Source organism: Halorarius halobius (assembly GCF_024298865.1).
Lineage (GTDB): Archaea > Halobacteriota > Halobacteria > Halobacteriales > Haloarculaceae > Halorarius > Halorarius halobius.
On sequence record NZ_CP101161.1, the window covers coordinates 2,852,259 to 2,870,461 of the forward strand.

19 protein-coding genes are annotated in these 18,203 nt (G+C 69.0%); 10 read left to right on the forward strand and 9 right to left on the reverse strand.

All coding sequences use genetic code 11. The features are described 5' to 3' along the window. Positions 1 to 54: 54 nt before the first annotated feature. Complete coding sequence (locus NL112_RS15230; protein WP_255149700.1) at positions 55 to 399, reverse strand: hypothetical protein; 345 nt, start codon at positions 397 to 399, stop codon at positions 55 to 57. A gap of 124 nt (positions 400 to 523) precedes the next feature. Here NL112_RS15230 and NL112_RS15235 point away from each other — a divergent pair, with 124 nt between their 5' ends. Both NL112_RS15235 and NL112_RS15240 read left to right on the forward strand, forming a co-directional pair. Beyond that, positions 524 to 706, forward strand: a complete 183-nt coding sequence (locus NL112_RS15235; RefSeq protein WP_255149701.1) for a hypothetical protein — start codon at positions 524 to 526, stop codon at positions 704 to 706. Positions 707 to 762: 56 nt separating this feature from the next. Beyond that, the gene (locus tag NL112_RS15240) at positions 763 to 1,815 is read left to right on the forward strand and encodes a saccharopine dehydrogenase family protein (protein ID WP_255149702.1); all 1,053 of its coding nucleotides are present in this window, start codon (positions 763 to 765) and stop codon (positions 1,813 to 1,815) included. Here the strand turns inward: NL112_RS15240 and NL112_RS15245 are convergent. From NL112_RS15245 to NL112_RS15265, 5 genes are all read right to left on the reverse strand, one after another. Beyond that, positions 1,812 to 2,315: a gamma carbonic anhydrase family protein gene (locus tag NL112_RS15245; protein WP_255149703.1), complete on the reverse strand. Its 504-nt coding sequence runs from the start codon at positions 2,313 to 2,315 to the stop codon at positions 1,812 to 1,814. The genes NL112_RS15240 and NL112_RS15245 overlap by 4 nt on opposite strands. A gap of 38 nt (positions 2,316 to 2,353) precedes the next feature. Further along, on the reverse strand, positions 2,354 to 3,658 hold the full coding sequence (locus NL112_RS15250; protein ID WP_255149704.1) for a glycosyltransferase family 2 protein: 1,305 nt from the start codon (positions 3,656 to 3,658) through the stop codon (positions 2,354 to 2,356). A gap of 71 nt (positions 3,659 to 3,729) precedes the next feature. Further along, a complete protein-coding gene (locus tag NL112_RS15255; RefSeq protein WP_255149705.1) occupies positions 3,730 to 3,966 on the reverse strand; it encodes a DUF8028 family protein in 237 nt (78 codons plus the stop codon). A 58-nt stretch (positions 3,967 to 4,024) separates the two neighbouring features. Beyond that, the gene (locus NL112_RS15260; RefSeq protein WP_255149706.1) at positions 4,025 to 4,987 is read right to left on the reverse strand and encodes a DUF368 domain-containing protein; all 963 of its coding nucleotides are present in this window, start codon (positions 4,985 to 4,987) and stop codon (positions 4,025 to 4,027) included. Continuing rightward, a complete protein-coding gene (locus NL112_RS15265) occupies positions 4,987 to 7,902 on the reverse strand; it encodes an oligosaccharyl transferase, archaeosortase A system-associated (protein WP_255149707.1) in 2,916 nt (971 codons plus the stop codon). The genes NL112_RS15260 and NL112_RS15265 overlap by 1 nt, the downstream gene beginning before the upstream one ends. A 95-nt stretch (positions 7,903 to 7,997) precedes the next feature. Between NL112_RS15265 and aglG the strand changes: the two genes are divergently transcribed. Continuing rightward, positions 7,998 to 8,918: a glucosyl-dolichyl phosphate glucuronosyltransferase gene (aglG, locus tag NL112_RS15270; protein WP_255149708.1), complete on the forward strand. Its 921-nt coding sequence runs from the start codon at positions 7,998 to 8,000 to the stop codon at positions 8,916 to 8,918. A 6-nt stretch (positions 8,919 to 8,924) separates the two neighbouring features. On the opposite strand, the gene NL112_RS15275 is transcribed toward aglG, so the two are convergent. Next, positions 8,925 to 9,914, reverse strand: coding sequence for an alkaline phosphatase family protein (locus tag NL112_RS15275; protein ID WP_255149709.1), 990 nt, complete (start codon positions 9,912 to 9,914; stop codon positions 8,925 to 8,927). A 90-nt stretch (positions 9,915 to 10,004) separates the two neighbouring features. Here NL112_RS15275 and NL112_RS15280 point away from each other — a divergent pair, with 90 nt between their 5' ends. From NL112_RS15280 to NL112_RS15300, 5 genes are read left to right on the forward strand one after another with little or no spacing between them, the layout of a single operon-like run. Continuing rightward, positions 10,005 to 11,141 (forward strand): glycosyltransferase, encoded by a 1,137-nt coding sequence (locus tag NL112_RS15280; RefSeq protein ID WP_255149710.1) that lies wholly within the window; start codon positions 10,005 to 10,007, stop codon positions 11,139 to 11,141. Next, positions 11,131 to 12,231, forward strand: a complete 1,101-nt coding sequence (locus NL112_RS15285) for a glycosyltransferase family 4 protein (RefSeq protein WP_255149711.1) — start codon at positions 11,131 to 11,133, stop codon at positions 12,229 to 12,231. The genes NL112_RS15280 and NL112_RS15285 overlap by 11 nt, the downstream gene beginning before the upstream one ends. A 40-nt stretch (positions 12,232 to 12,271) precedes the next feature. Next, positions 12,272 to 13,168 carry an alkaline phosphatase family protein gene (locus tag NL112_RS15290; RefSeq protein WP_255149712.1) on the forward strand — a complete coding sequence of 299 codons (897 nt, stop codon included), beginning with the start codon at positions 12,272 to 12,274 and terminating at the stop codon, positions 13,166 to 13,168. Between the two features lie 3 nt (positions 13,169 to 13,171). Further along, positions 13,172 to 14,146, forward strand: a complete 975-nt coding sequence (locus NL112_RS15295) for a glycosyltransferase family 2 protein (protein WP_255149713.1) — start codon at positions 13,172 to 13,174, stop codon at positions 14,144 to 14,146. Next, positions 14,143 to 15,714: a flippase gene (locus NL112_RS15300; RefSeq protein WP_255149714.1), complete on the forward strand. Its 1,572-nt coding sequence runs from the start codon at positions 14,143 to 14,145 to the stop codon at positions 15,712 to 15,714. Before NL112_RS15295 ends, NL112_RS15300 begins: the two co-directional genes overlap by 4 nt. On the opposite strand, the gene NL112_RS15305 is transcribed toward NL112_RS15300, so the two are convergent. After that, on the reverse strand, positions 15,707 to 16,546 hold the full coding sequence (locus NL112_RS15305) for a TrmB family transcriptional regulator (protein ID WP_255149715.1): 840 nt from the start codon (positions 16,544 to 16,546) through the stop codon (positions 15,707 to 15,709). The two genes, NL112_RS15300 and NL112_RS15305, sit on opposite strands and share 8 nt — an antisense overlap. 96 nt (positions 16,547 to 16,642) lie before the next feature. On the opposite strand from NL112_RS15305, the gene NL112_RS15310 reads away from it, so the two are divergent. Both NL112_RS15310 and aglJ read left to right on the forward strand, forming a co-directional pair. Next, positions 16,643 to 16,771, forward strand: a complete 129-nt coding sequence (locus NL112_RS15310) for a DUF8595 family protein (RefSeq protein WP_255149716.1) — start codon at positions 16,643 to 16,645, stop codon at positions 16,769 to 16,771. A 47-nt stretch (positions 16,772 to 16,818) separates the two neighbouring features. Continuing rightward, positions 16,819 to 17,817, forward strand: a complete 999-nt coding sequence (gene aglJ, locus NL112_RS15315; RefSeq protein ID WP_255149717.1) for an S-layer glycoprotein N-glycosyltransferase AglJ — start codon at positions 16,819 to 16,821, stop codon at positions 17,815 to 17,817. On the opposite strand, the gene NL112_RS15320 is transcribed toward aglJ, so the two are convergent. Then, positions 17,814 to 18,143, reverse strand: a complete 330-nt coding sequence (locus tag NL112_RS15320) for a DUF5789 family protein (protein WP_255149718.1) — start codon at positions 18,141 to 18,143, stop codon at positions 17,814 to 17,816. The two genes, aglJ and NL112_RS15320, sit on opposite strands and share 4 nt — an antisense overlap. Positions 18,144 to 18,203 lie beyond the last annotated feature (60 nt).

Sequence of the window (18,203 nt, forward strand, 5' to 3'; positions counted from 1 at the left end):
TTAAACTCGGGGGCTGTTATCGAGAACTGAAACCCCCCTACCGATACGGTCGAATTACTCGCGGGCGACGAACGGGTCGGTTCGTGCCGGCGGCCGGGGGGCTCCCAGAGCGGCGGCCATCCGGCGGTGCACCTCCCGGGCCGCAAGTTCGCAGGCCGGATGTATCCCCTCGCCTGCGGCGCGTTCGTGCCAGGCAGTCGCGGACGCGAAGCGTACCGTCGCACCGGAGACGGAATCGACGAGCCGGCTCTCGGGGGGCCGTGCGTCGAACAGGTCGAGCGCCCGGTGGAGTTCGACGAGACTTACCGGCGCCTCTAGTGCCACGCGCCGTGTCAGGTCGCCGAAAAACTCCGCACCCCGGTCGTCCGGGGCGGTACCGACCTCGTCGGGGGCGGACATAGCCGGCTCTTGAAGTTCAGTGCGTAAAACCGTTCACGTCCGTTCACCACCGCCGGCCGTTCCAGTTTCACTTTCACTCCGCGGTAGGCTCGGCTTAACTACGCGTCCGGGCCTATCCGCAGGTATGAGCGCCAGCATCGATACCGTCCGCACCGATACGACGAACCGGGAGGCCGACGCCCCCGACCAACGAAAACTCGACGTTTCCGAACTCGACCCCGACCGGGTGGCCGACTACGCCCGGGAGACCGACGCGATGCTCTACTTCGAGCGCAAGGGCGGCCGGACGTACCTCGTCGCCCGATAGGGCCAACGCTTGCCGGACGCCGAGCGTTTTTGAGCGGGTCGGCTCTCGGTCCCCCCATGTTCCTCCTCTACGGCGCGTACGGCTACACCGGCGAGTTGGTCGCCCGCGAGGCCAACGCCCGCGGCCGCGACGTCGTGCTCGCGGGACGACGAGCCGACCCGCTCGACGACCTCGCCGCGGAACTCGACTGCGAGCGGCGTGTCTTCCCCGTCGACGCGGCCGCCGACCACCTGGACGGCGTCGACTGCGTGCTCAACTGCGCCGGGCCGTTCGCGGAGACGGCCGACCCGATGGTCGACGCCTGCCTCGCCACCGGGACCGACTACCTCGACGTGACCGGCGAGATGGAGGTGTTCGAGGCCCTCGCGGCCCGCGACGCCGCGGCGGAGGCGGCTGGCGTCACGCTCCTGCCCGGCGTCGGCTTCGACGTCGTCCCGACGGACTGTCTCGCGGCCCACCTCGCCGAGCGCCTGCCGGAGGCGACCCATCTCCGACTCGGCTTCGATGCGCTCGGCTCCGTCTCGCCCGGCACGGCCGCCACCGCCGTCGACTCGCTCGGCGAGGGCGGCGCGGTCCGCCGTGACGGCCGCATCCAGCGGGTTCCCTCCGCCTGGAAATCGCGGCGAATCGACTTCGGCGACGGCGAACGCACCGCCGTCACCATCCCCTGGGGCGACGTGGCGACGGCCTACTACACGACCGGCATCGGCAACGTCGAGGTGTACGCGGGCGTCCCGCCCGGCGCGGTGCTCGCGCTCCGGGCCTCTCGACCCCTGGAGCCGTTGCTGTCGCTCCCGCTCGTCACCGACACGCTCCAGTCGCTGGTCCACCGGGTCGCGGCCGGCCCCGGCGAGCGAAAGCGAGAACGGACGACGTGTCGTGTGTGGGGCGAGGCGCGCGTCGTCGGGGAGTCGGGCATCGAGCGCCGGGCCGTGTCGCGACTTCGAACGCCGAACACGTACGCGCTCACCGTCGACTCGGCGCTGGCGGCAGTCGAGCGGACGCTGTCGGGCGACGCGCCCGCCGGGTTCACGACGCCCGGCGGGGCGTTCGGTCCGGAGTTCGTCCTCGGACTCGACGGCGTCGAGGGGTTCGACGACGCGGGCTAATCGAGGCGCTCGGACGTCTCGCGGTGCTCGTCGGCCAACTGGGCGTAGCGGTCGCCGGCGTACGCCCACGGCGACTCCTCGACTTCCTTCTTCAGTTCGGCGGGCGTCCCCGCGAACAGTGTGTTGGCGGGCACGTCGGTGTCCTCGGTCACGAGCGCGTTCGCGCCGACCATCGCGCGCTCGCCGACGGTCGACCGGTCGAGCACCGTCGCGCCCATCCCGACGAGCGCCCGCTCCTCCACCTCGGCGCTGTGGACGATGGCGTTGTGGCCGACCGTCGCGTACGGGCCGATGCGGGCCCCCTCGTGGAGGACCGCCCCGTCCTGGACGTTCGCACCCTCTTCGAGGTGTATCGCCCCGTGGTCGCCGCGCAACACCGCGTTCGGCCAGACCGATGCGTCCGCGTCGAGCGTCACGTCCCCGATGACGACCGCGTCCGGGTCGACGTACGCCGACTCGTGGATGTCGGGCTCCGTGCCGTCGAACGAGCGAAGTACCATAGCGGGGTCTCGGCGTGGGCCAGTAAAACCCCGGCGGCTCAGGCGTCGGTCTTGGCGACCCGATACCAGTCGCCGTCCCACGACAGCAGATACTCGAACAGCGCCTTGATGGCCGCGATGCCGAACACGGGGAGCAGGGCAGGGACGAGGAGCCACCGCCAGCCGAGGCGGTCGACCGCGCCGTTCGCGCGGTCGGCGAGGCGGACGGCCCCGACGGCCAGCGCCAGCGACCCCAGCGGCATGAGCACCCACGGCGCACCGCCGAGTGCGACAAGCACGAACAGCTTCGCGGCCAGCCCGACCATCAGCAGGCTTCCCAGCAGGGTGCCGGCCGCGACGACCACCGAGAGCTCGTCCCGGTGGCTCCGGGGCGGGATGGCCGAGCCGAGCAGGTGGTGGGCCGTCTGCACGTAGCCGGTCATCCAGCGCTTGCGCTGGCCCCACCAGTCGACGAGCGAGTGAGCCGCCTCGATGCGCGAGGGGTAGCCGACCAGTTCCTCGACTTCGACGCCTTCGCGGTAACAGCGGTGTGCGAACTCGTAGTCCTCCGTCAGGAGCGTCTCGTCGTAGCCGCCGACCCGCTCAAACGCCGCCCGCTCGAAGACGACGGCCCGACTCGCGGCCATCCGGAAGTCGGTCAGCAGATACAGCGGCCGGCGCCCCGCGTACGACAGCAGCACCGACTCGACGTACGACAGCGCCTCGACGAACCCGGTGGCTCCGGGCACGGTCCGCCCCTGAACGGCCTCGGCGCCGTCCTCGAGGCGGTCGACCGCGGCCGCGAGGAACTCGGGGTGGACCCGCTCGTCGGCGTCGAACACCGCGACGTACGTCGCGTCGGCGACCGAGACGGCGGCGTTGACTGCGCCGGCTTTCGACCCCGGTGTCACGTCGTTGACGAACACCTCGACCGGGCGGTCACGGGCCAGTTCGCGGGCGCGGGCCAGGGAGGCACTGTCGTCGGGTTCGCAGGCCACGACCACCCGGACGGGCTGTGTCGACGCGAGCAGGCTCTCGACGCTCCGGTGGAGCACCTCGCTGTCGCGGTACACCGGGACGACCGCCGTGACCCTCTCGTCTGTCGGGGTGGGCGCATCGCCGCGGCCGCCGAGAGATACCTGCGCCGCGAGCAACAGACCCGACCCGGCGGTCAGCAGGGTGAACAGCGTCGCGGACACCACGGCCTCCGTCACGGCGACGACGAGCACCACCGCCAGCAGGTCGACCCGGAGAGCGAGGACCTGTATTCCCCGGAGGAGCGCCGACCAGAGAACCACTCCTGTGAAGCCGGCCGAACAGGCGTGCTCGACCGTCTCGCGGGGGGAGAGGCGTGGTACCTTCATCGGTCGGCGGTCAGTCAGACCTCCGACGTATGTTTTGTGTTCTCCGACGCCCGCAGGGGCGTTTCGCCCGGTCAGCGGCCGTAGGAGTGGCCGACGACGACGGCCAGTGCGTGCGCGAGGAGGAATCCGGCGACGGTCACCGCATCGACCCCGCGGAGGACGAACAGCGGCAGGTAGACGGCCGGGAGGACTACGCTCGTCCAGAAGCCGAGCGCCTCGGCGGATGCCGTGAGCAACGCCTGCACGAGGTTCCGGTCGCGCCCGGTGTCGAGCGCGGGCACGGCGTCGGTGATGCTCCCTCCCTGCATACTACAGCGTCCCGACCACGCACGTATCAAGCTACGCCGAACTGCGACCCAATTCCGTTCAGTAGTCGATGTCGTCGGTGACGTAATCGAGGCCGAGCACAAGCCCAGCGCCCACGATGCCGGCCACGGCGACGGTCCCGAGGACGGTCACGGTGAGGCCGTCTGTCGCCCTCGCCACCTCCAGGTACGGCGCACGGAGCGCGCCGACCATCAGCGCGACGAGGAACGTCAGCGTCGCCGCGTGGTAGCGTTCGAGCGCCCACCGCACCGCGTGGGCGACGGTCAGCAGTCCGATGACGGCGCCGACGCCGAACGTGACGAGCGCGGCGAGCGGGTCGGCGAGCGACCCGGCGTCGCCAGACAGCGCGTCTCGGACGCCTCCGAGTACCGCCGCCGGAAGCCCGGACATGAACTCGTACTGTCCCAGCAGGACGAGCAGGAACGCTCCCGAGATGCCCGGCAGTATCATCGCGGTGATGGCGATGCCGCCGGCGACGAACAGCACGGGAAGCGTCGTCGGGAGCAGGCCGCTCTGGGTGATGCCCGACACGAGAAACGCGAGGGTGAACCCCACCAGGCCGGCGGCGACGCGCCCAGCCGTGTCGAGCGCCACCTCGTCGCGCAGGACGACCGCGCTGGCGGCGATGAGTCCGAAGAAGAAACTGTACGTCGGCACGGGATGCTGGGTGACGGCGACGTGCATCACGCCGGAGACGCCGGCGGCCGCGGTCACCACGCCGGTTCCAAGAAGCACCAGAAACGGCACGTCCATCGCCACCAGCGCGCGGACGAACTCGGTGCGACCGTCACGGGTGTGGAGCCGTGGGACCAGTTCGAGCACCCGCGGGTCCAGCGCGGTCAGCGCGCCGATGAGCCGCTCGTACACGCCGACGATGAGCGCGATGGTGCCGCCGGAGACGCCGGGGACGGCGTCGGCGGCGCCCATGAACGCTCCCTTCAGGTAGACGAACAGGTAGCCACGGACGCCCGGCGCCTCGTCGGTGCGCGCGCGGTCCTCCATCAGCCGGCGCGTGCCGCTCGCGGCGGGGCCGCAAGCGACGAACTCGTGTTCGCGTCCGTCGTGTTCGTTCCGTCGCTGGTGTTAGCCGAGGTGTCGGTGTCGGTCGTGTCCGTCCCGTTCGTGTCGGTCGTGTTCGTCTCGTTGCCGTCCTGGCTCAGGTCGATGGACCGGCGCTGGAGTTCGACGGTGACCGGCTCGTCCGACTCGCCGATGACCTGCGCCTCCGTGACGTTCGCGGTGCCGCTGTGGCGGACGTAGGTGCCGTTGTCGAACGACTCGAACTCGGTCGTGACCTGGTAGGGGCCGACGGCCCGCACGTCGACGTTGGTGTACCCCTCGGCGGTGCCCCACTGGTCGTACCCCTCGGTCGAGTACGGGAGCGTCATCGTGAACTCGCCGTCGGGGCCCGTCCGGGCGTGCTGGCGGTAGACGAACGTCTTGTTCGTCGAGTCGATTCGCATCCGCACGGTCGCGGTGACGTTGCTGTTCGCCGGAGCCTGTCCTTCGAGGGTCGCACCGGGGACCCGCTCGAACGTCTTCACCCACGAGTAGTTCTGCCCGAGCTGGAGCGGCCCGACCGTCCGCTCGCTGGCGTGGACCAGCCGGTAATGCTCCAGCGCGGGGATGTCCTTCGAGGGGTAGCCGGGGAGCCCACCGATCTGTGCGGTGCCGTCCTGCCGGACGAACTCACGGGCCGCGGACATGTTGGGGAACGTCTTGATGGTGCGGCCGTTCTCGGGTGCGAGCAGGTACGTTCGCCCCTCGCCGGTCGTGGTGTCGAAGTCGGTGACCACCGGCGTTCTGAACTGGTCGGGAGAGGTGGCGCTACCGTGGAACTGGTAGAGCCGCACGCGCAGGCTCTCGTAGGAGCGGGGCGCGTGGATGACCCGCGACGCCTGGCCCGTCTCGGGACTGAAGATGGTCCGGGCCACGTCGTTGTCCAGGTTCGTGTCGGTGTCCGAGAGGCCGTACTCCGTCTCGAACACCAGCGGCGCGGAGAACTTCGTGGTGCCGGCGACGCCGAGCTGGTAGTCGACGACGACGTAGCGAGTGTCCTCACCGCTCTGGTGGTCCATCACGTCCGAGGCCGCCGACTCGTTGGGGGCAAGTAGCGCGTTCGCCGCCTCCGTCGCGCCCTGCTGGAACGGGTTGGCGTTCGGGATGCGGTGACCCAGAACGGTCAACCAGTGGCCGTAGTCCCACCACGCCATCACGCCGTACGTCCCGTCGCTGTAGTCGTAGTCGTCGGTCGGCTCGTAGGTGCCGTAGTAGTCGAGCGACTGCTCGCCGCCCGTACCGTACGCGCCCTCGACGGGCGTGTTGTCCTGCATCCAGTCGAGCGAGCCGGTCCAGGCGCTCACCTCGCCCGGCCCCGACCGGTCCTGCGTGACGGCCCACGCCGATGTGCCGAGCGTCAGCGGCGCCACGACGAGCACGAGCACCGAGAGCACGGCCATCACCTGGTACGCCTTGATGTCGTCCAGCGAGTCGACCGCCTCGCCGATGTCGACGAGGTCGAACACCACCATCGCCAGGTAGCCGTTGAGCGCGGCCACCGGGATGGCGAAGTAGTAGTCGAAGCGGCGCTGGGTCATCGTCGCCATGAACAGGAACGCGGCGAGCACGAGGACGAACATGTGGTCGGTCCGGCCGTCGTCGGCGACGGCGAACTTGTACAGCATGAGCGCGAACCCGCCCACAGCCGTGTAGATGGCCAGCCCGTACGACTGCATGAAGAACGTGGAGGCGGCCTCGACGGGGATGGGCTGTGCCTCCGCGACGGTCCGTGACTGGGCCGTCGCGTCGTAGCCGAACACCCGGAGCACCTGGTTCACGAGGTAGTCGAAGAAGCCGGGGGCGGCGACCGCGAGCAGGCCGGCACCGGCCAGCCCGATGCCGAGAATCGTCAGCGGGTAGTACCAGTCGCCGATTTCGCGGTCGTCCCAGACGCGGGCCAGCGCCGCGAGGAACGCACAGCCGGCGGCCAGTCCGAACGCGAGAAGCGGCTGGAGCAAGGAGAGTGCCACCGCCGACACCGTGAACGTGTCCGCGGTGACGAGCGTCAGCAGGCCCGCAACGACGCCCATCGTGACGCCGGGAACGGCGATGTGGTCGGGGCTGATACCCCGGACCTGATGAACGGACATCGCGATGGCGAAGAAGATGCCGAGGATGCCGAGCATGAACACGCCGGGCGGCCACGTCCAGAGATACAGCGCGAGCGCGACGCCGGCGAGCCCACCCCAGAGGACGGGTCGTTTGAGCGCGCCCCAGTCGCGGGCCGTCGCGAGTTCGTACACCGGCTTCTCCTCCTCGGCGACGACGAGGCTGGTGGCGACCGCAACCGCCGCCGTCGCCAGGAAGAACGTCTCCGCGATGTGGTGGTCGGAGAACCCGACGACGCCGCGGGTCAGGAACTGGCCCGTCGTGAGGGACAGCAGTAGCACCGCGACCAGCCCCCCGTTGCGGTCGGAGACCCGCTTGGTGAGGTAGTAGGCGGGGATGAGCGCGAGCGCCCCGAACACGGCCGGTGCGAACAGATGCGTCATCGCTATCTGCTGTTCGGTCGGGGAGCCGAGCCCCACGACCAGCGCCGCGGTCGCGATTAGCTGGTCGTACAGCGTGCCGAACTGGCCGGAACTGGTGCCGTACGGGTAGTACGTCCAGGGGTCGAACGGCATCGTGAACGGCCAGTTCTGGACCGTGTACGTGACGGTCCGGAGGTGGTACCAGGCGTCGTTCCCGGCGAACAGCACCTCCCCGCCGGTAGTGAACTCGTCCCAGCCGCGGGTGCGAACCCACAGCGAGAACACGACCGCCAGCGTCAGGAGGGGAACGTGGTAGTACTCACGAACGAGGTCGAGGACGGACTTCTCCTCTAGCTCGGCGGAGAACTGCTCGGTGAGACCACTCATTACCCCGAAGGTGCCGCAAAACGCGTATAAGCCTTCTCATATCGCCAGGACGTGACACCGAAAAGACCTAACAGCGCCACCCCGAGGCCCGCTACATGCGCGTCTCGGTCGTCCTCTGTGAGCACACCACCGACCGCTACGAGGACCTGCGGGAGGCCGCCGACGCCGTGCTCGCACAGACCCACGACGAGGTGGAACTCGTGCTCGTGAGCGACGGCTCCCCCGCGGTCGCCGACCGGATGCGCCGCGACTACGGCGACGACCCGGCGGCCCTCGTCCACGAACTCGACGAGAACCTCGGTCTGCTGGGTGCCCGCAACGCCGGTGCGGAGGCCGCCACCGGCGACGTGGTCGCCTTTCTCGACGACGACGCCGTCCCCGCCGACGACTGGGTGAAACGGCTCGTCGACGCCTACGAGACCCACGACGTGCCGGCCGTCGGCGGCAAGATGACGCCCCGGTGGGTCGCCGGGAAACCGGGGTTCCTGCCGGCGGAGTTCTACTGGCTCGTGGGCGTCACCCACCGCGGATTCCGGGAGACGCCGGGTGAGGTCCGCAACACCAACGGGTCGAACCTCTCGTTCCGCCGCGAGGTGTTTCTCGAACTGGGCGGATTCGAGGGCGACATCGGCGGCCGCAAGGGCGACGCCAACCTCCAGGGCGGCGAGACGGAGTTGTGTGCGCGGCTGGAACGCGAGTACGGCCACGGCGTCTGGTACGTGCCAGACGCGGAGGTGGAACACAAGGTGTTCGACTACCGGACGGACCCGTGGTGGCTGCTCGACCGGGCGTTCTGGCAGGGCTACTCCAAGCGAGGGATGGAGAAGTTCGTCGAGGGGTCGACCGACGAGGAAGGGGAGTTCCTCGGGCAACTACTCGGCGAGTTCGCTCCCGCACGTCTCCGGAGGCTCGTCCGCGACCCCGGCGTGGAGGCGGCGACCCAACTGGTGATGCTGTTCGTGTTCACCGCGGCGGTCGGCGCGGGCTACGGGTACGGCCTCCTGAAGTGGCGGTAGCCCGGCTCAGACGTAGCCCAGGTCCTCGAGACGGTCCTGTACCACGTCCTCGCGGTGGTCGTCCGCGGCGTTCGTCCCCTCGTCGGTGACCTCGCGGCGCTCGTCACCCTCGATGACCGCCCACGGTACCTCCACGAGTTCGCGGTTGCGGACGCCCGAGGGGTGGCCGTACACGCGCAACGGCACCGGGAACGTGCGCTCGCCGAGCATGTTGCCGTGGTCGCTCGTCACGACGGTGCGCCCGTCGACCGCCGCGAGGAGGTCGTCGACCGACTCCAGCGTCACGTCGAGGTTCTCGCCGTACGCCGCCCACACGTCGTCTCTCTCGACGAGCCCCATGTAGAGGGCGTCCCACGGCGTGTGCGGACGGCCGCGACTGGTGGCGTCTTTCAGCCCGGCCTCCTCCTGCTTGTCGGTCCAGTCGTCGAAGTCGTCTATCTGCCAGCCGTGGAACCGCAGGTCGGGAGCCGTCACGAACGGGTGGTGCGGCTGCATGTAGTGGACGACCAGCCGCTTGTCCGGATGCTCGCGGTGCGCCTCGATGGCCGCACGCGTCGTCTCCTCCGGCAGGACCGTCCGGGTCTCCTCGTCGAACGCCGTGAGCCACGGCTCGTACAGCGCGTGGAAGGCGTCGCCCGCCTCGCGGGAGACGAACGGGTTCGCGGTCACGTAGACCGTGTCGCCGTACGATTCCCCGGTGAAATTCTGGAGCACCCACTCCTGTGTGGCGCTGCCGCGACTCGTCACCGTCCGGTAGTCGTCGTACTCGCTCACGTCCGCGCGCTCCTCGAACAGGTCGCGCCGGCAGGCGTCCAGGACGACCAGCGTGTCCCAGTCCTCGGCCATCACGTCGACGCTCCCCTCCCGGGTGGGGTAGACGTCGAGGTGGAACGGCGCGACGACCCGGTGGAAGAAGCGGTTGCGCCACCAGAACCGGTCGTCGTAGTTGTCGCGTATCTCGCGGTACGCGTACCGCAGGGCGGAGGGGACGCTCATTCGGCCGGAGGAACGCACAGCAGGGTTAAGGCTCTGTCCGTCCCGGGCGACCGAAACCTACACCACGCGGCGCCCACTCCGTTCGCCCGAATGACGACCGGCGGGCCGCTCGCGGAGGTAGACGTGGCCGTCGCCCACTGGCACGTCCGTTCGTGGGGCGGCGCGGAGTACCTCGTCACCCGCCTCGCGGAGGCGCTGGGCGCGGACACCGTCCACACGCTCGGCGCTCCCGACCCCGACGAGCCGAACCCGTACGGCGACGTCGCATTCAGGGACGTGACGCCGACGCTGTCGTACCCCTGGGGCCGGCGGCTCCAGCGGCGCGCCGGACGCGTGTTCGAGTACGCCCAGTGGGAAGACCTCGACCTCCGTGACCTCGGCGACCCGGACGTGCTTGTCACCTCGGGGGCGACGACTCGGGCGGTTATCACCCCTGACGACACGCTCCACTGCAACTACTGTCACTCGCCGCCGCGCTGGTACTACGACCTGTATCACGACCGCAAGAACTCAATCGCGGGCACGCTCGCGCGCCCGCTGGTCAGATATCTCAGGACGCGAGACATGACGGTCGACCCCCGCGTCGACCACTACTTCGCCAACTCGCCGGTCATCGAGCGGCGCCTCTGGAAGTACTACAAGCGCGAATCGGAGGTGCTGTACCCGCCCGTGGACCTCTCGTCGTACCGGAACGACGGCGACGACGGCTACTATCTCCATCTCGGCCGGCTCGACGGCGAGAAAGGCGTCGTCGAAGTGTTAGACGCGTTCACGGACACCGACTACCGCCTCGTGCTGGCGGGCGGGGAGGGCGACGCCGCGGGCACCGCATGCGAGCGCATCGACCGCGCTCACAACGTCGACTACCGCGGCTTCGTCGACGAGCGCGAGAAGTACGACCTGCTGGCGAACTGCCGGGCCGTCGTGTTCAACGGCCGCAACGAGGACTTCGGTATCGTCCCGATAGAGGCGAACGCCAGCGGCAAACCGGTCCTCGCGCGTGCGGAGGGGTTCCCGGCGGTGTTCGTCGACGACGGCGAGAACGGGCTGACCCACGACGGCACCGCCGACGGCATCCGCGACGCCGTCGAGCGGTTCGAACGCGACGGCGTCGACGACGACGACCCGACCGCCCGCGCCGAGCCGTTCGGCCTCGATTCGTTCGCCGACCAGCTAACCGAAAGCATCGCCGACCGATATCGCGAGTTGATGGCGTATGTCGAGTGAGCGGCTCCGCGTGGCGATGGTCGCAACCCCCGACGACGGCTCCTGTGGGGTCGGCACCTACGCGGGCGACCTTCGGGCGGTGCTCGCCGACGAGGCGGTCGCCGTCGACCACGTCGAACTCGCGACGAACACGCGGAGCCCCCTCCACGTCGCGCGGGTGGCGTGGCGCGCGGGCACCGCCGACGTCGACGCCGTCCACCTCCAGCACGAGTACGGGCTGTTCGGCCCGATGACGTACCTCTGGTGGGCGTTCGCGCCCGTGCTTTTCCTGCTCTCACGGCTCCGGGGCGTCCCGGTCGTCGTGACGCTCCACGAGGCGTGGGACCGGGAGACGACGGGCGAGACGGCCGCGTGGCTCCAGTACGCCTACGTCCGCCTCGTGAACTGGTCGCTGGCCCTGCTCGCGGACCGACTCGTCTTCCTTTCGGACTCGCGGGCCGAGGCGTTCACCGGCACAGTCGAAACCTCCCATGCGACGCGGCTCCCCCACGGCGTGAACCTCGTCGACGCCGAACCGACCGTCGACGCCCGGGACCGACTGGGATACGACCCCGAGGACACGCTCGTCGTCGAACCGGGCTACGTCAGCCCGCAGAAGGGTGCCGACACGTTCCTCGAACTCGCCGAGCGGTTCCCCGACGCGGAGTTCCTGCTGGCCGGCGGTGCGCGGACACCCGGCGACGAGGCGTTCATCGGGGAACTGGAATCTCAGGCCCCCGAGAATCTCCAAATCACCGGAGTTCTCGACGACGAACTGTTCCGCGGGGTGTTCGACGCCGCCGGCCTCGCGGTGTTGCCGTACCGCAAACAGGGACAGAGCGGTATCCTGAACTGGTGTATCGCCTACGGCCTGCCCGTCGTCGCCGGCGACGTCGACTACTTCCGGGAGGTCGCCGACGAGTGGGACTGCGTGGGGCTGTTCGACCCTGACGACATCGACGACGCGGCCGCGGCCGTCGACCAGTATCTCACCGACCCGGAGGCGCGCGAACAACTAGCCGCGGGGATGGAGCAGTTCCGGACCGAGAACAGTTTTGCGGCGGTCGCCCGCCGCCACGCCGACCTGTACGCGGCGCTGGCCGGGGACTGAACCGAACATCGTAAATGTCCGCCAGCGGAACGCCCAGCAAATGACGTCGACGCTCGCCGTGGTCGGTCTCGACGCGGCCGACTACGAACTCGCGCGCCGGTGGGACTGCGAGAACGTCCTGCTTGACGACCACCGGGAGATGGAGACGTTCAGCTACTCGTACGACCAGCCGTACACGCCCGAGGTGTGGACGACGGTAGCGACGGGCGTCCACCCCCGCGACCACGGCGTCCACGGCGACGCCGCCGAGTGGGACTCCCTGCCGCTACGTGTGGCCAGCAAACTGACCCAGCATCTCCACCCCGAGGTTCGCCAGCGGCTCGGCCAGCCGTTCCGCGACCGGGGCCACGAACAGGAGATAGATCGCACCGAGGCGCCGAGTGCGTTCGATTCCGGCGCCGCGATGGGCTGGCCCGGCATCACCGACGCCGAGCATCTCTCGGAGGCGTGGTCGTGGGCCTCGGAGATAAAGTTCGGCGAGTTGACGGAGAGCCAACTGCGCCGAAACGTCTACGGCAACACCGGTGAGGAGTTCGGCTTCCTCGTGGGAATGAACGGCGTCGTCCCCATCGCCGGCGTCCACTCGCACGTGCTCGACGTGGTGGGCCACGTGTTCGCCAAACGCGAGTCGAAACTGCGGGAGTTCTACGAGCGCGTCGACGAACTGCTCGGTGTGGTCCGCCGCGAGACCGACGAGATGGTGGTCCTCTCGGACCACGGGATGAAGGTATCGTGGGTCGACGAGGGCGAGGTCGGCGTCCACAGCGACCGTGCGATGGTCGCCGCCACCGAGGGCGTGACGGGCGAGTTGCCGGAGTCGGTGTTCGACGTGAAGGCGTGGCTGGAGGCCAACACCGATGCCGACGACGCCGACGACCGGGACGTGACGATGGACACCGCCGAACAACGGCTCGAAGAGCTCGGCTACATCGAGTAGCGGATGAGCGACGACCTCTTCGTGACGGTGGGCATCCCGACCTGCGACAACGCCGACACAGTCGGCCGGACGCTCCGCTCGCTTCTGGACGCAGAGCGCCAACCCGACCGTATCCTCGTCGTCGACGCCTCCAGCGACGATACGCCCGAGGTGATAGAGCGGGTCGCCGCGGAGTACGACGTGCCGGTCGACTGCTACCGTCAGTCCGACGAGGGGCGCGGCGTCGGCGCCGCCCGACAGGATATCTACGAGCGGTTCGACGGCGACCTGCTGGCGTGTCTCGACACCGAGGTGGCCGTCGACGACGACTGGCTCGCCGAGCACGTCGCCTTCCACCGCGAGCATCCAGACGTGGACGTGCTCTCGGCCGCGCCGATGGCGGGCGTCGACGGGCCAGTAACCGACCCGAAGCGCGGCTTCTGGTTCCAGCAGGCCAACTGCACGGTGAAACGCGAGGCGCTCGCCCGCATCGACGGTTGGGACCGCTGGCTCCCCCGCGGCGAGGACTGGGACGCACAGATACGCCTGTGGCGCTCGGGCGCGGACGCGTACGCCCGGTCGGACCTCGACGGCGAGTCGATGACCGACGAGACGCCCGCCGAGAGCCTGCGCAAGACGTGGGGGCGGCCGAGTTCGGTCGCGTTCGTCCGGAAGTATGGCCGCTGGTACGTCGGCTTCCACCCCGAACACGTCCTCGGGGACGTGGGGTCTGTCGGCGCGCTCGGCCTGCTGGTGCTCGGCCTGTTCGCGCTCCCGACTTTCCCACCGCTGGGCCTGGTGATGCTCGCACTGGCCGCGCTCCCGACGCTCCCGTACCTGTATCTGAAGAAGGTCAAACACCGCGACGGCGGGTTCATCCGCGAGGACGCCTACGACGCCGCCCGGTTCTACCTGCTGGGAGTCACGGCGGCCCGCGAACTGCTCGTCGGTACAGACCGTCCGTGGAACTACGGCGGCTGTGACGGGCCACGCGGATGAGCGGCGACGACGCGGCCGGCGGCCCCGACTCCGCGGCCGACGACGAGAGCGCGTTCGCTACCGTCCGCGACCTGTTCAAGGGCGGGGGCGCGCTCCTGTTCGGGCTGGTGCTCGAACTCGGCATCTCGTTCGTCGCCAAGATAATCATCGCACAGGAACTCGAGCGAGTCAGCTACGGCACCGTCTCGCTGGGCATCATCACCGCGGCCATCGTCTCGACGCTGGTGATGCTCGGACTCAACACCGGCATCGGCCGCTACCTCCCCCGGTACGACACGCCCGAGGAGCGCCGCGGGGTCCTCGTGTCGGGGTTCGAGGTGGCCATCCCGCTGTCCGTCGCGGCGGGCGCGGCCATCGTGCTCGGGGCGCCACTGCTGGCGGAGGTGTTCAACGACCAGTCGCTTGTGGTCGTGTTCCGCATCTTCGGCGTCGCCGTCCCGTTCGGCACGGTGATGAAACTCGCCCTGGGGAGCATCCAGGGGCTCCAGGACTCGGTGCCCCGAATCGTCGTCCAGAACATCACGTTCCCGGTGACGCGGTTCGTAGGCATCGCCATCGCCATCTTGCTCGGCGCGGGCGTGTTCGGCGTCTCCATCGCGTACGTCCTCTCGTACGTGTTTGCGGCGGCCGCCGGCGTCTATTTCCTCGCTACCCGGACCCGGCTGTTCGACCGCTCCGTCGAGGCCGTTCGGATGCGCCGAGAACTGCTCGTGTTCTCCCTGCCGCTCGTGGTAACGGCGGCGATGTCTATCGTCCTCTCGGACATCGACATGTACATGCTAGGCATCCTTCGTGGCCCGGCCGTCGTCGCCGACTACAACGTCATCTACCCGCTGGCACAACTGCTGACCGCGGCGCTCGGTGCGTTCGGCTTCCTGTTCATGCCGGCCGTCTCGGAACTCGACGCCGAGGGCGAACGTGACCAGCTCAAACGGCTCTACCAAGTCGCTACCAAGTGGATAGTCGTCGCCACGCTCCCGGTGTTCCTCGTGTTCGTGTTCTTCCCGGACCGAGTCATCCCGCTAACGTTCGGCGCGAAGTACGCCCAGGCGGCGCCCTCGCTGGCGGTGCTGGCGACCGGGTTCTTCATCCACACTGCCTTCGGCCTCAACAAGGGCGCGCTCACGTCGCTCGGCCACACCCGCCTCATCATGTACGACGACATCGTCGGGGCCGCGGTCAACGTGGCGCTGAACCTCGTTCTGATACCGCTGTACGGGCTGTGGGGAGCGGCGTGGGCGACTACGCTGTCGTACGTCGTGCTCAACCTCCTCTACTCCGGACAGCTGTACCGGCGCACGTCGGCTCACCCGCTGTCGACGGCGCTGGCGTGGCCGGCCCTCATCGGGGGTGTCGCGATGGGGGCCGTCTACGCGCTCGGTCGGGCGTATCTGGTCGTCACGCCCCTCACGCTCGTGGGCCTGTTCGCCGCGTTCGGAGTCATCTACGGGCTCGGGGTGCTCCGATTCGGTATCGAACCCGAGGAAGTTCGGCTCGTGGTCTCCTTCGAGGAGCGATTCGGCGTCGACCTCGGCCCGCTGAAGCGGGTCGCCAGGCTGTTCATGTAGGCTCGGCGGCGCTCTCGTGGTCCCACACCAGGTCGAAGTAACGCTTGAAGCCGGCGACGAACGAGCCGTTCTCGGTGATGGCGGCCTGCCGCATGTGGTTCGGAACGTCCGGCTCCTCGACGAGGAAGATTGCCTCGCCGTCGTCGTACTCCATGCTCGGGTCGGTGAACGTGCCCCGCCAGGGGAGCCGTCCCTCCGAGAACCGGAACTCGACGCCCGCGTGGTCGGCCCGCAGTCGGTCGACGATGCGCTCCTGGATGCGGCGCTCCTCGTCGTCGAGGAGGTCGGGGTGGTGGAACAGCGCGCGGACCCCGATACCCCTGTCGAGCGCGTCCTCCAGGGCCGGCTCGACGCTCTCCAGGTACTCGAAGCTCTTGGTGAGCACGTACACCGCGCGGTCGGCCTCGTGGTAGAGCCGGCGCGTCTCCGACTCCGACGGCTCGCCCACGTCCACGACGTAGAACAGTTCCTCGGCAGGGGTGATTTCGTCGCCGCCACGCTCGAACGCGGGGCCGAACCGGGCCAGGAACTCCTCGCGCTGGCCGTCGACGTCGCGCTCGAACGACTCGAACTCCTGACGCTTGTTCTCCTTGGCACGCTCCAGGATGGCCTCCGGCGACCGGGGCTGGTACTCCTTGGGGCGACCGGGGATGATCTTCACGTACCCCTGGTCACCCAGCGAGTCGAGAACGCCGTAGATGCGGGCCTTCGGGATGCCGGTCGCCTCGGCGAGGTTCGGGGCGGTCGTCCGTCCGAGCCGAAGCAGTTCGGCCAGCGCCGTGGCCTCGTACTCGGTCAGCTCAAGCGTCTCGAACAGCCCCACGTCGCTCATGCCCCCCGATTCCGGGGCCGCCCACATGAACATCACGGGACCGCCCGGAATGTTTAAGTGGTGCCCGCCATTTCGTTTACTCAACGAGCGAGTAACATGAGTGGGGACGACACCGACGACGACACGGACGAGCGCGCCGACGCACATCTGCAGGAGATCGACGACGGGTGTGGCTGTGCAGAGGTGTGGGAACATACCAGTGCGGCCCGGGCCAGCGACGACTGAGGGACGGAGCGCAACCTTTTCACGAGCGGGGGGCGGACTCCGCGACGATGGACCGCTCGGACGTCTGCGTGCTACTCCCGACGCTGAACGAGGCGGAGACCATCGGGTCCGTCGTCAGGGGGTTCCGGGACGCCGGGTTCGAGAACGTGCTGGTCGTCGACGGTGGGTCGACCGACGCCACGCAGGCGACCGCCAGCGACGCCGGCGCCCGCATCATCGAACAGCAGGGGAACGGCAAGGGACAGGCCGTCCGCGAGGGGGTCGAGGCGGTCGAGGCGCCGGTCGTGTTGATGGCTGACGGCGACGGGACGTACCGGCCGGACGACGCCGAGTCGATGCTCGAACCAATCTTCACCGGCCGGGCCGAGCACGTCATCGGCGACCGGTTCGCCGACATGGAGGCGGGCGCGATGACGCGGCTCAACGGCGTCGGCAACCGCCTCATCAACCGGGCGTTTCGGGTCGTTCACGGCCGCGACTTCGGTGACATCCTCTCCGGCTATCGGGCGTTCACCACGGAGTCGTTCGAGCGGTACAACCTCACGTCCGACGGGTTCGGTATCGAGACGGAGATGGCCGCAGAGTGCGTGAAACACGGCACGCCGGTCGAGGTGGTCCCCATCCGGTATCTGGCGCGTCCCGACGAGTCCGAGACCAACCTCCACCCCGTGAAGGACGGCGGCCGGATATTCCTCACGCTGTACAAACTGGCGAAGACGAACAACCCGCTGTTCTACCTCGGAAGCGTGGGCGTCGCCTCCCTGTTCGCGGGCCTGCTCGTGGCGGCGTACGTCGGCTACGAGTTCTACATCCAGACGCCGTCCGTCTCCCACGAGGGGCTGGCCGTCGTCGCGGCCGCTGGCATCCTGCTGGGGACTCAGCTCCTGCTGTTCGGCGTGCTGTCGGACATCATCGTCGCGGTGAACCGGGAGCAAACGCGCCGTCTGGAGGAACTCGCCGAGCAGTTGAGCGAGGACCCGGTGGGGGGCGACACGGCCGACCGGAGCGTCGACGAGGTCGCCGAGACGGATGGCGGCGAGGATTAGAAGGGGAGCAACCGTCGAAGGCGCCCGACGAGGTCGTTCGGCCCGCGTTCGCGGTACGATTCGAAGACGGGATGGAGCGTGTTCAGCAGTTCCTGTTCGGTCTCGAACTGGTCGAAATGCGCCCGGTCGAGCGCCGCCGATAGCTCGACGCCGTTGCCGGACGCATCGTACGGAATCTCCGGGTCGCCGAGTCGCTCGACCAGTTCCTCGCTTCTCACCGGGTACGACACGTCGGCGTCGTCCAGATACGCATCGAGGGCAGCGATGCCGAAGCTGACCGCCTCCGGTTCCTCGTCGTCGTCGTTTTGCGGCGGCCGGACTCCCATCGCCTCCGGATACGACCCCCCCGTAGAAAAGTGTCCGGACACGCGCCCGAAACCCACTTG

Bases quoted from the DNA above. Each gene is read 5' to 3' on its own strand.
- NL112_RS15290 (WP_255149712.1), top strand. From the start codon at position 12,272: ATGACGTCGACGCTCGCCGTGGTCGGTCTCGACGCGGCCGACTACGAA.
- NL112_RS15255 (WP_255149705.1), bottom strand. From the start codon at position 3,966: ATGCAGGGAGGGAGCATCACCGACGCCGTGCCCGCGCTCGACACCGGG.
- aglJ (WP_255149717.1), top strand. From the start codon at position 16,819: ATGGACCGCTCGGACGTCTGCGTGCTACTCCCGACGCTGAACGAGGCG.
- NL112_RS15245 (WP_255149703.1), bottom strand. From the start codon at position 2,315: ATGGTACTTCGCTCGTTCGACGGCACGGAGCCCGACATCCACGAGTCG.
- NL112_RS15250 (WP_255149704.1), bottom strand. From the start codon at position 3,658: ATGAAGGTACCACGCCTCTCCCCCCGCGAGACGGTCGAGCACGCCTGT.
- NL112_RS15285 (WP_255149711.1), top strand. From the start codon at position 11,131: ATGTCGAGTGAGCGGCTCCGCGTGGCGATGGTCGCAACCCCCGACGAC.
- NL112_RS15300 (WP_255149714.1), top strand. From the start codon at position 14,143: ATGAGCGGCGACGACGCGGCCGGCGGCCCCGACTCCGCGGCCGACGAC.
- NL112_RS15320 (WP_255149718.1), bottom strand. From the start codon at position 18,143: ATGGGAGTCCGGCCGCCGCAAAACGACGACGACGAGGAACCGGAGGCG.
- NL112_RS15275 (WP_255149709.1), bottom strand. From the start codon at position 9,914: ATGAGCGTCCCCTCCGCCCTGCGGTACGCGTACCGCGAGATACGCGAC.
- NL112_RS15260 (WP_255149706.1), bottom strand. From the start codon at position 4,987: ATGGAGGACCGCGCGCGCACCGACGAGGCGCCGGGCGTCCGTGGCTAC.
- aglG (WP_255149708.1), top strand. From the start codon at position 7,998: ATGCGCGTCTCGGTCGTCCTCTGTGAGCACACCACCGACCGCTACGAG.
- NL112_RS15280 (WP_255149710.1), top strand. From the start codon at position 10,005: ATGACGACCGGCGGGCCGCTCGCGGAGGTAGACGTGGCCGTCGCCCAC.
- NL112_RS15235 (WP_255149701.1), top strand. From the start codon at position 524: ATGAGCGCCAGCATCGATACCGTCCGCACCGATACGACGAACCGGGAG.
- NL112_RS15305 (WP_255149715.1), bottom strand. From the start codon at position 16,546: ATGAGCGACGTGGGGCTGTTCGAGACGCTTGAGCTGACCGAGTACGAG.
- NL112_RS15240 (WP_255149702.1), top strand. From the start codon at position 763: ATGTTCCTCCTCTACGGCGCGTACGGCTACACCGGCGAGTTGGTCGCC.
- NL112_RS15265 (WP_255149707.1), bottom strand. From the start codon at position 7,902: ATGAGTGGTCTCACCGAGCAGTTCTCCGCCGAGCTAGAGGAGAAGTCC.
- NL112_RS15310 (WP_255149716.1), top strand. From the start codon at position 16,643: ATGAGTGGGGACGACACCGACGACGACACGGACGAGCGCGCCGACGCA.
- NL112_RS15230 (WP_255149700.1), bottom strand. From the start codon at position 399: ATGTCCGCCCCCGACGAGGTCGGTACCGCCCCGGACGACCGGGGTGCG.
- NL112_RS15295 (WP_255149713.1), top strand. From the start codon at position 13,172: ATGAGCGACGACCTCTTCGTGACGGTGGGCATCCCGACCTGCGACAAC.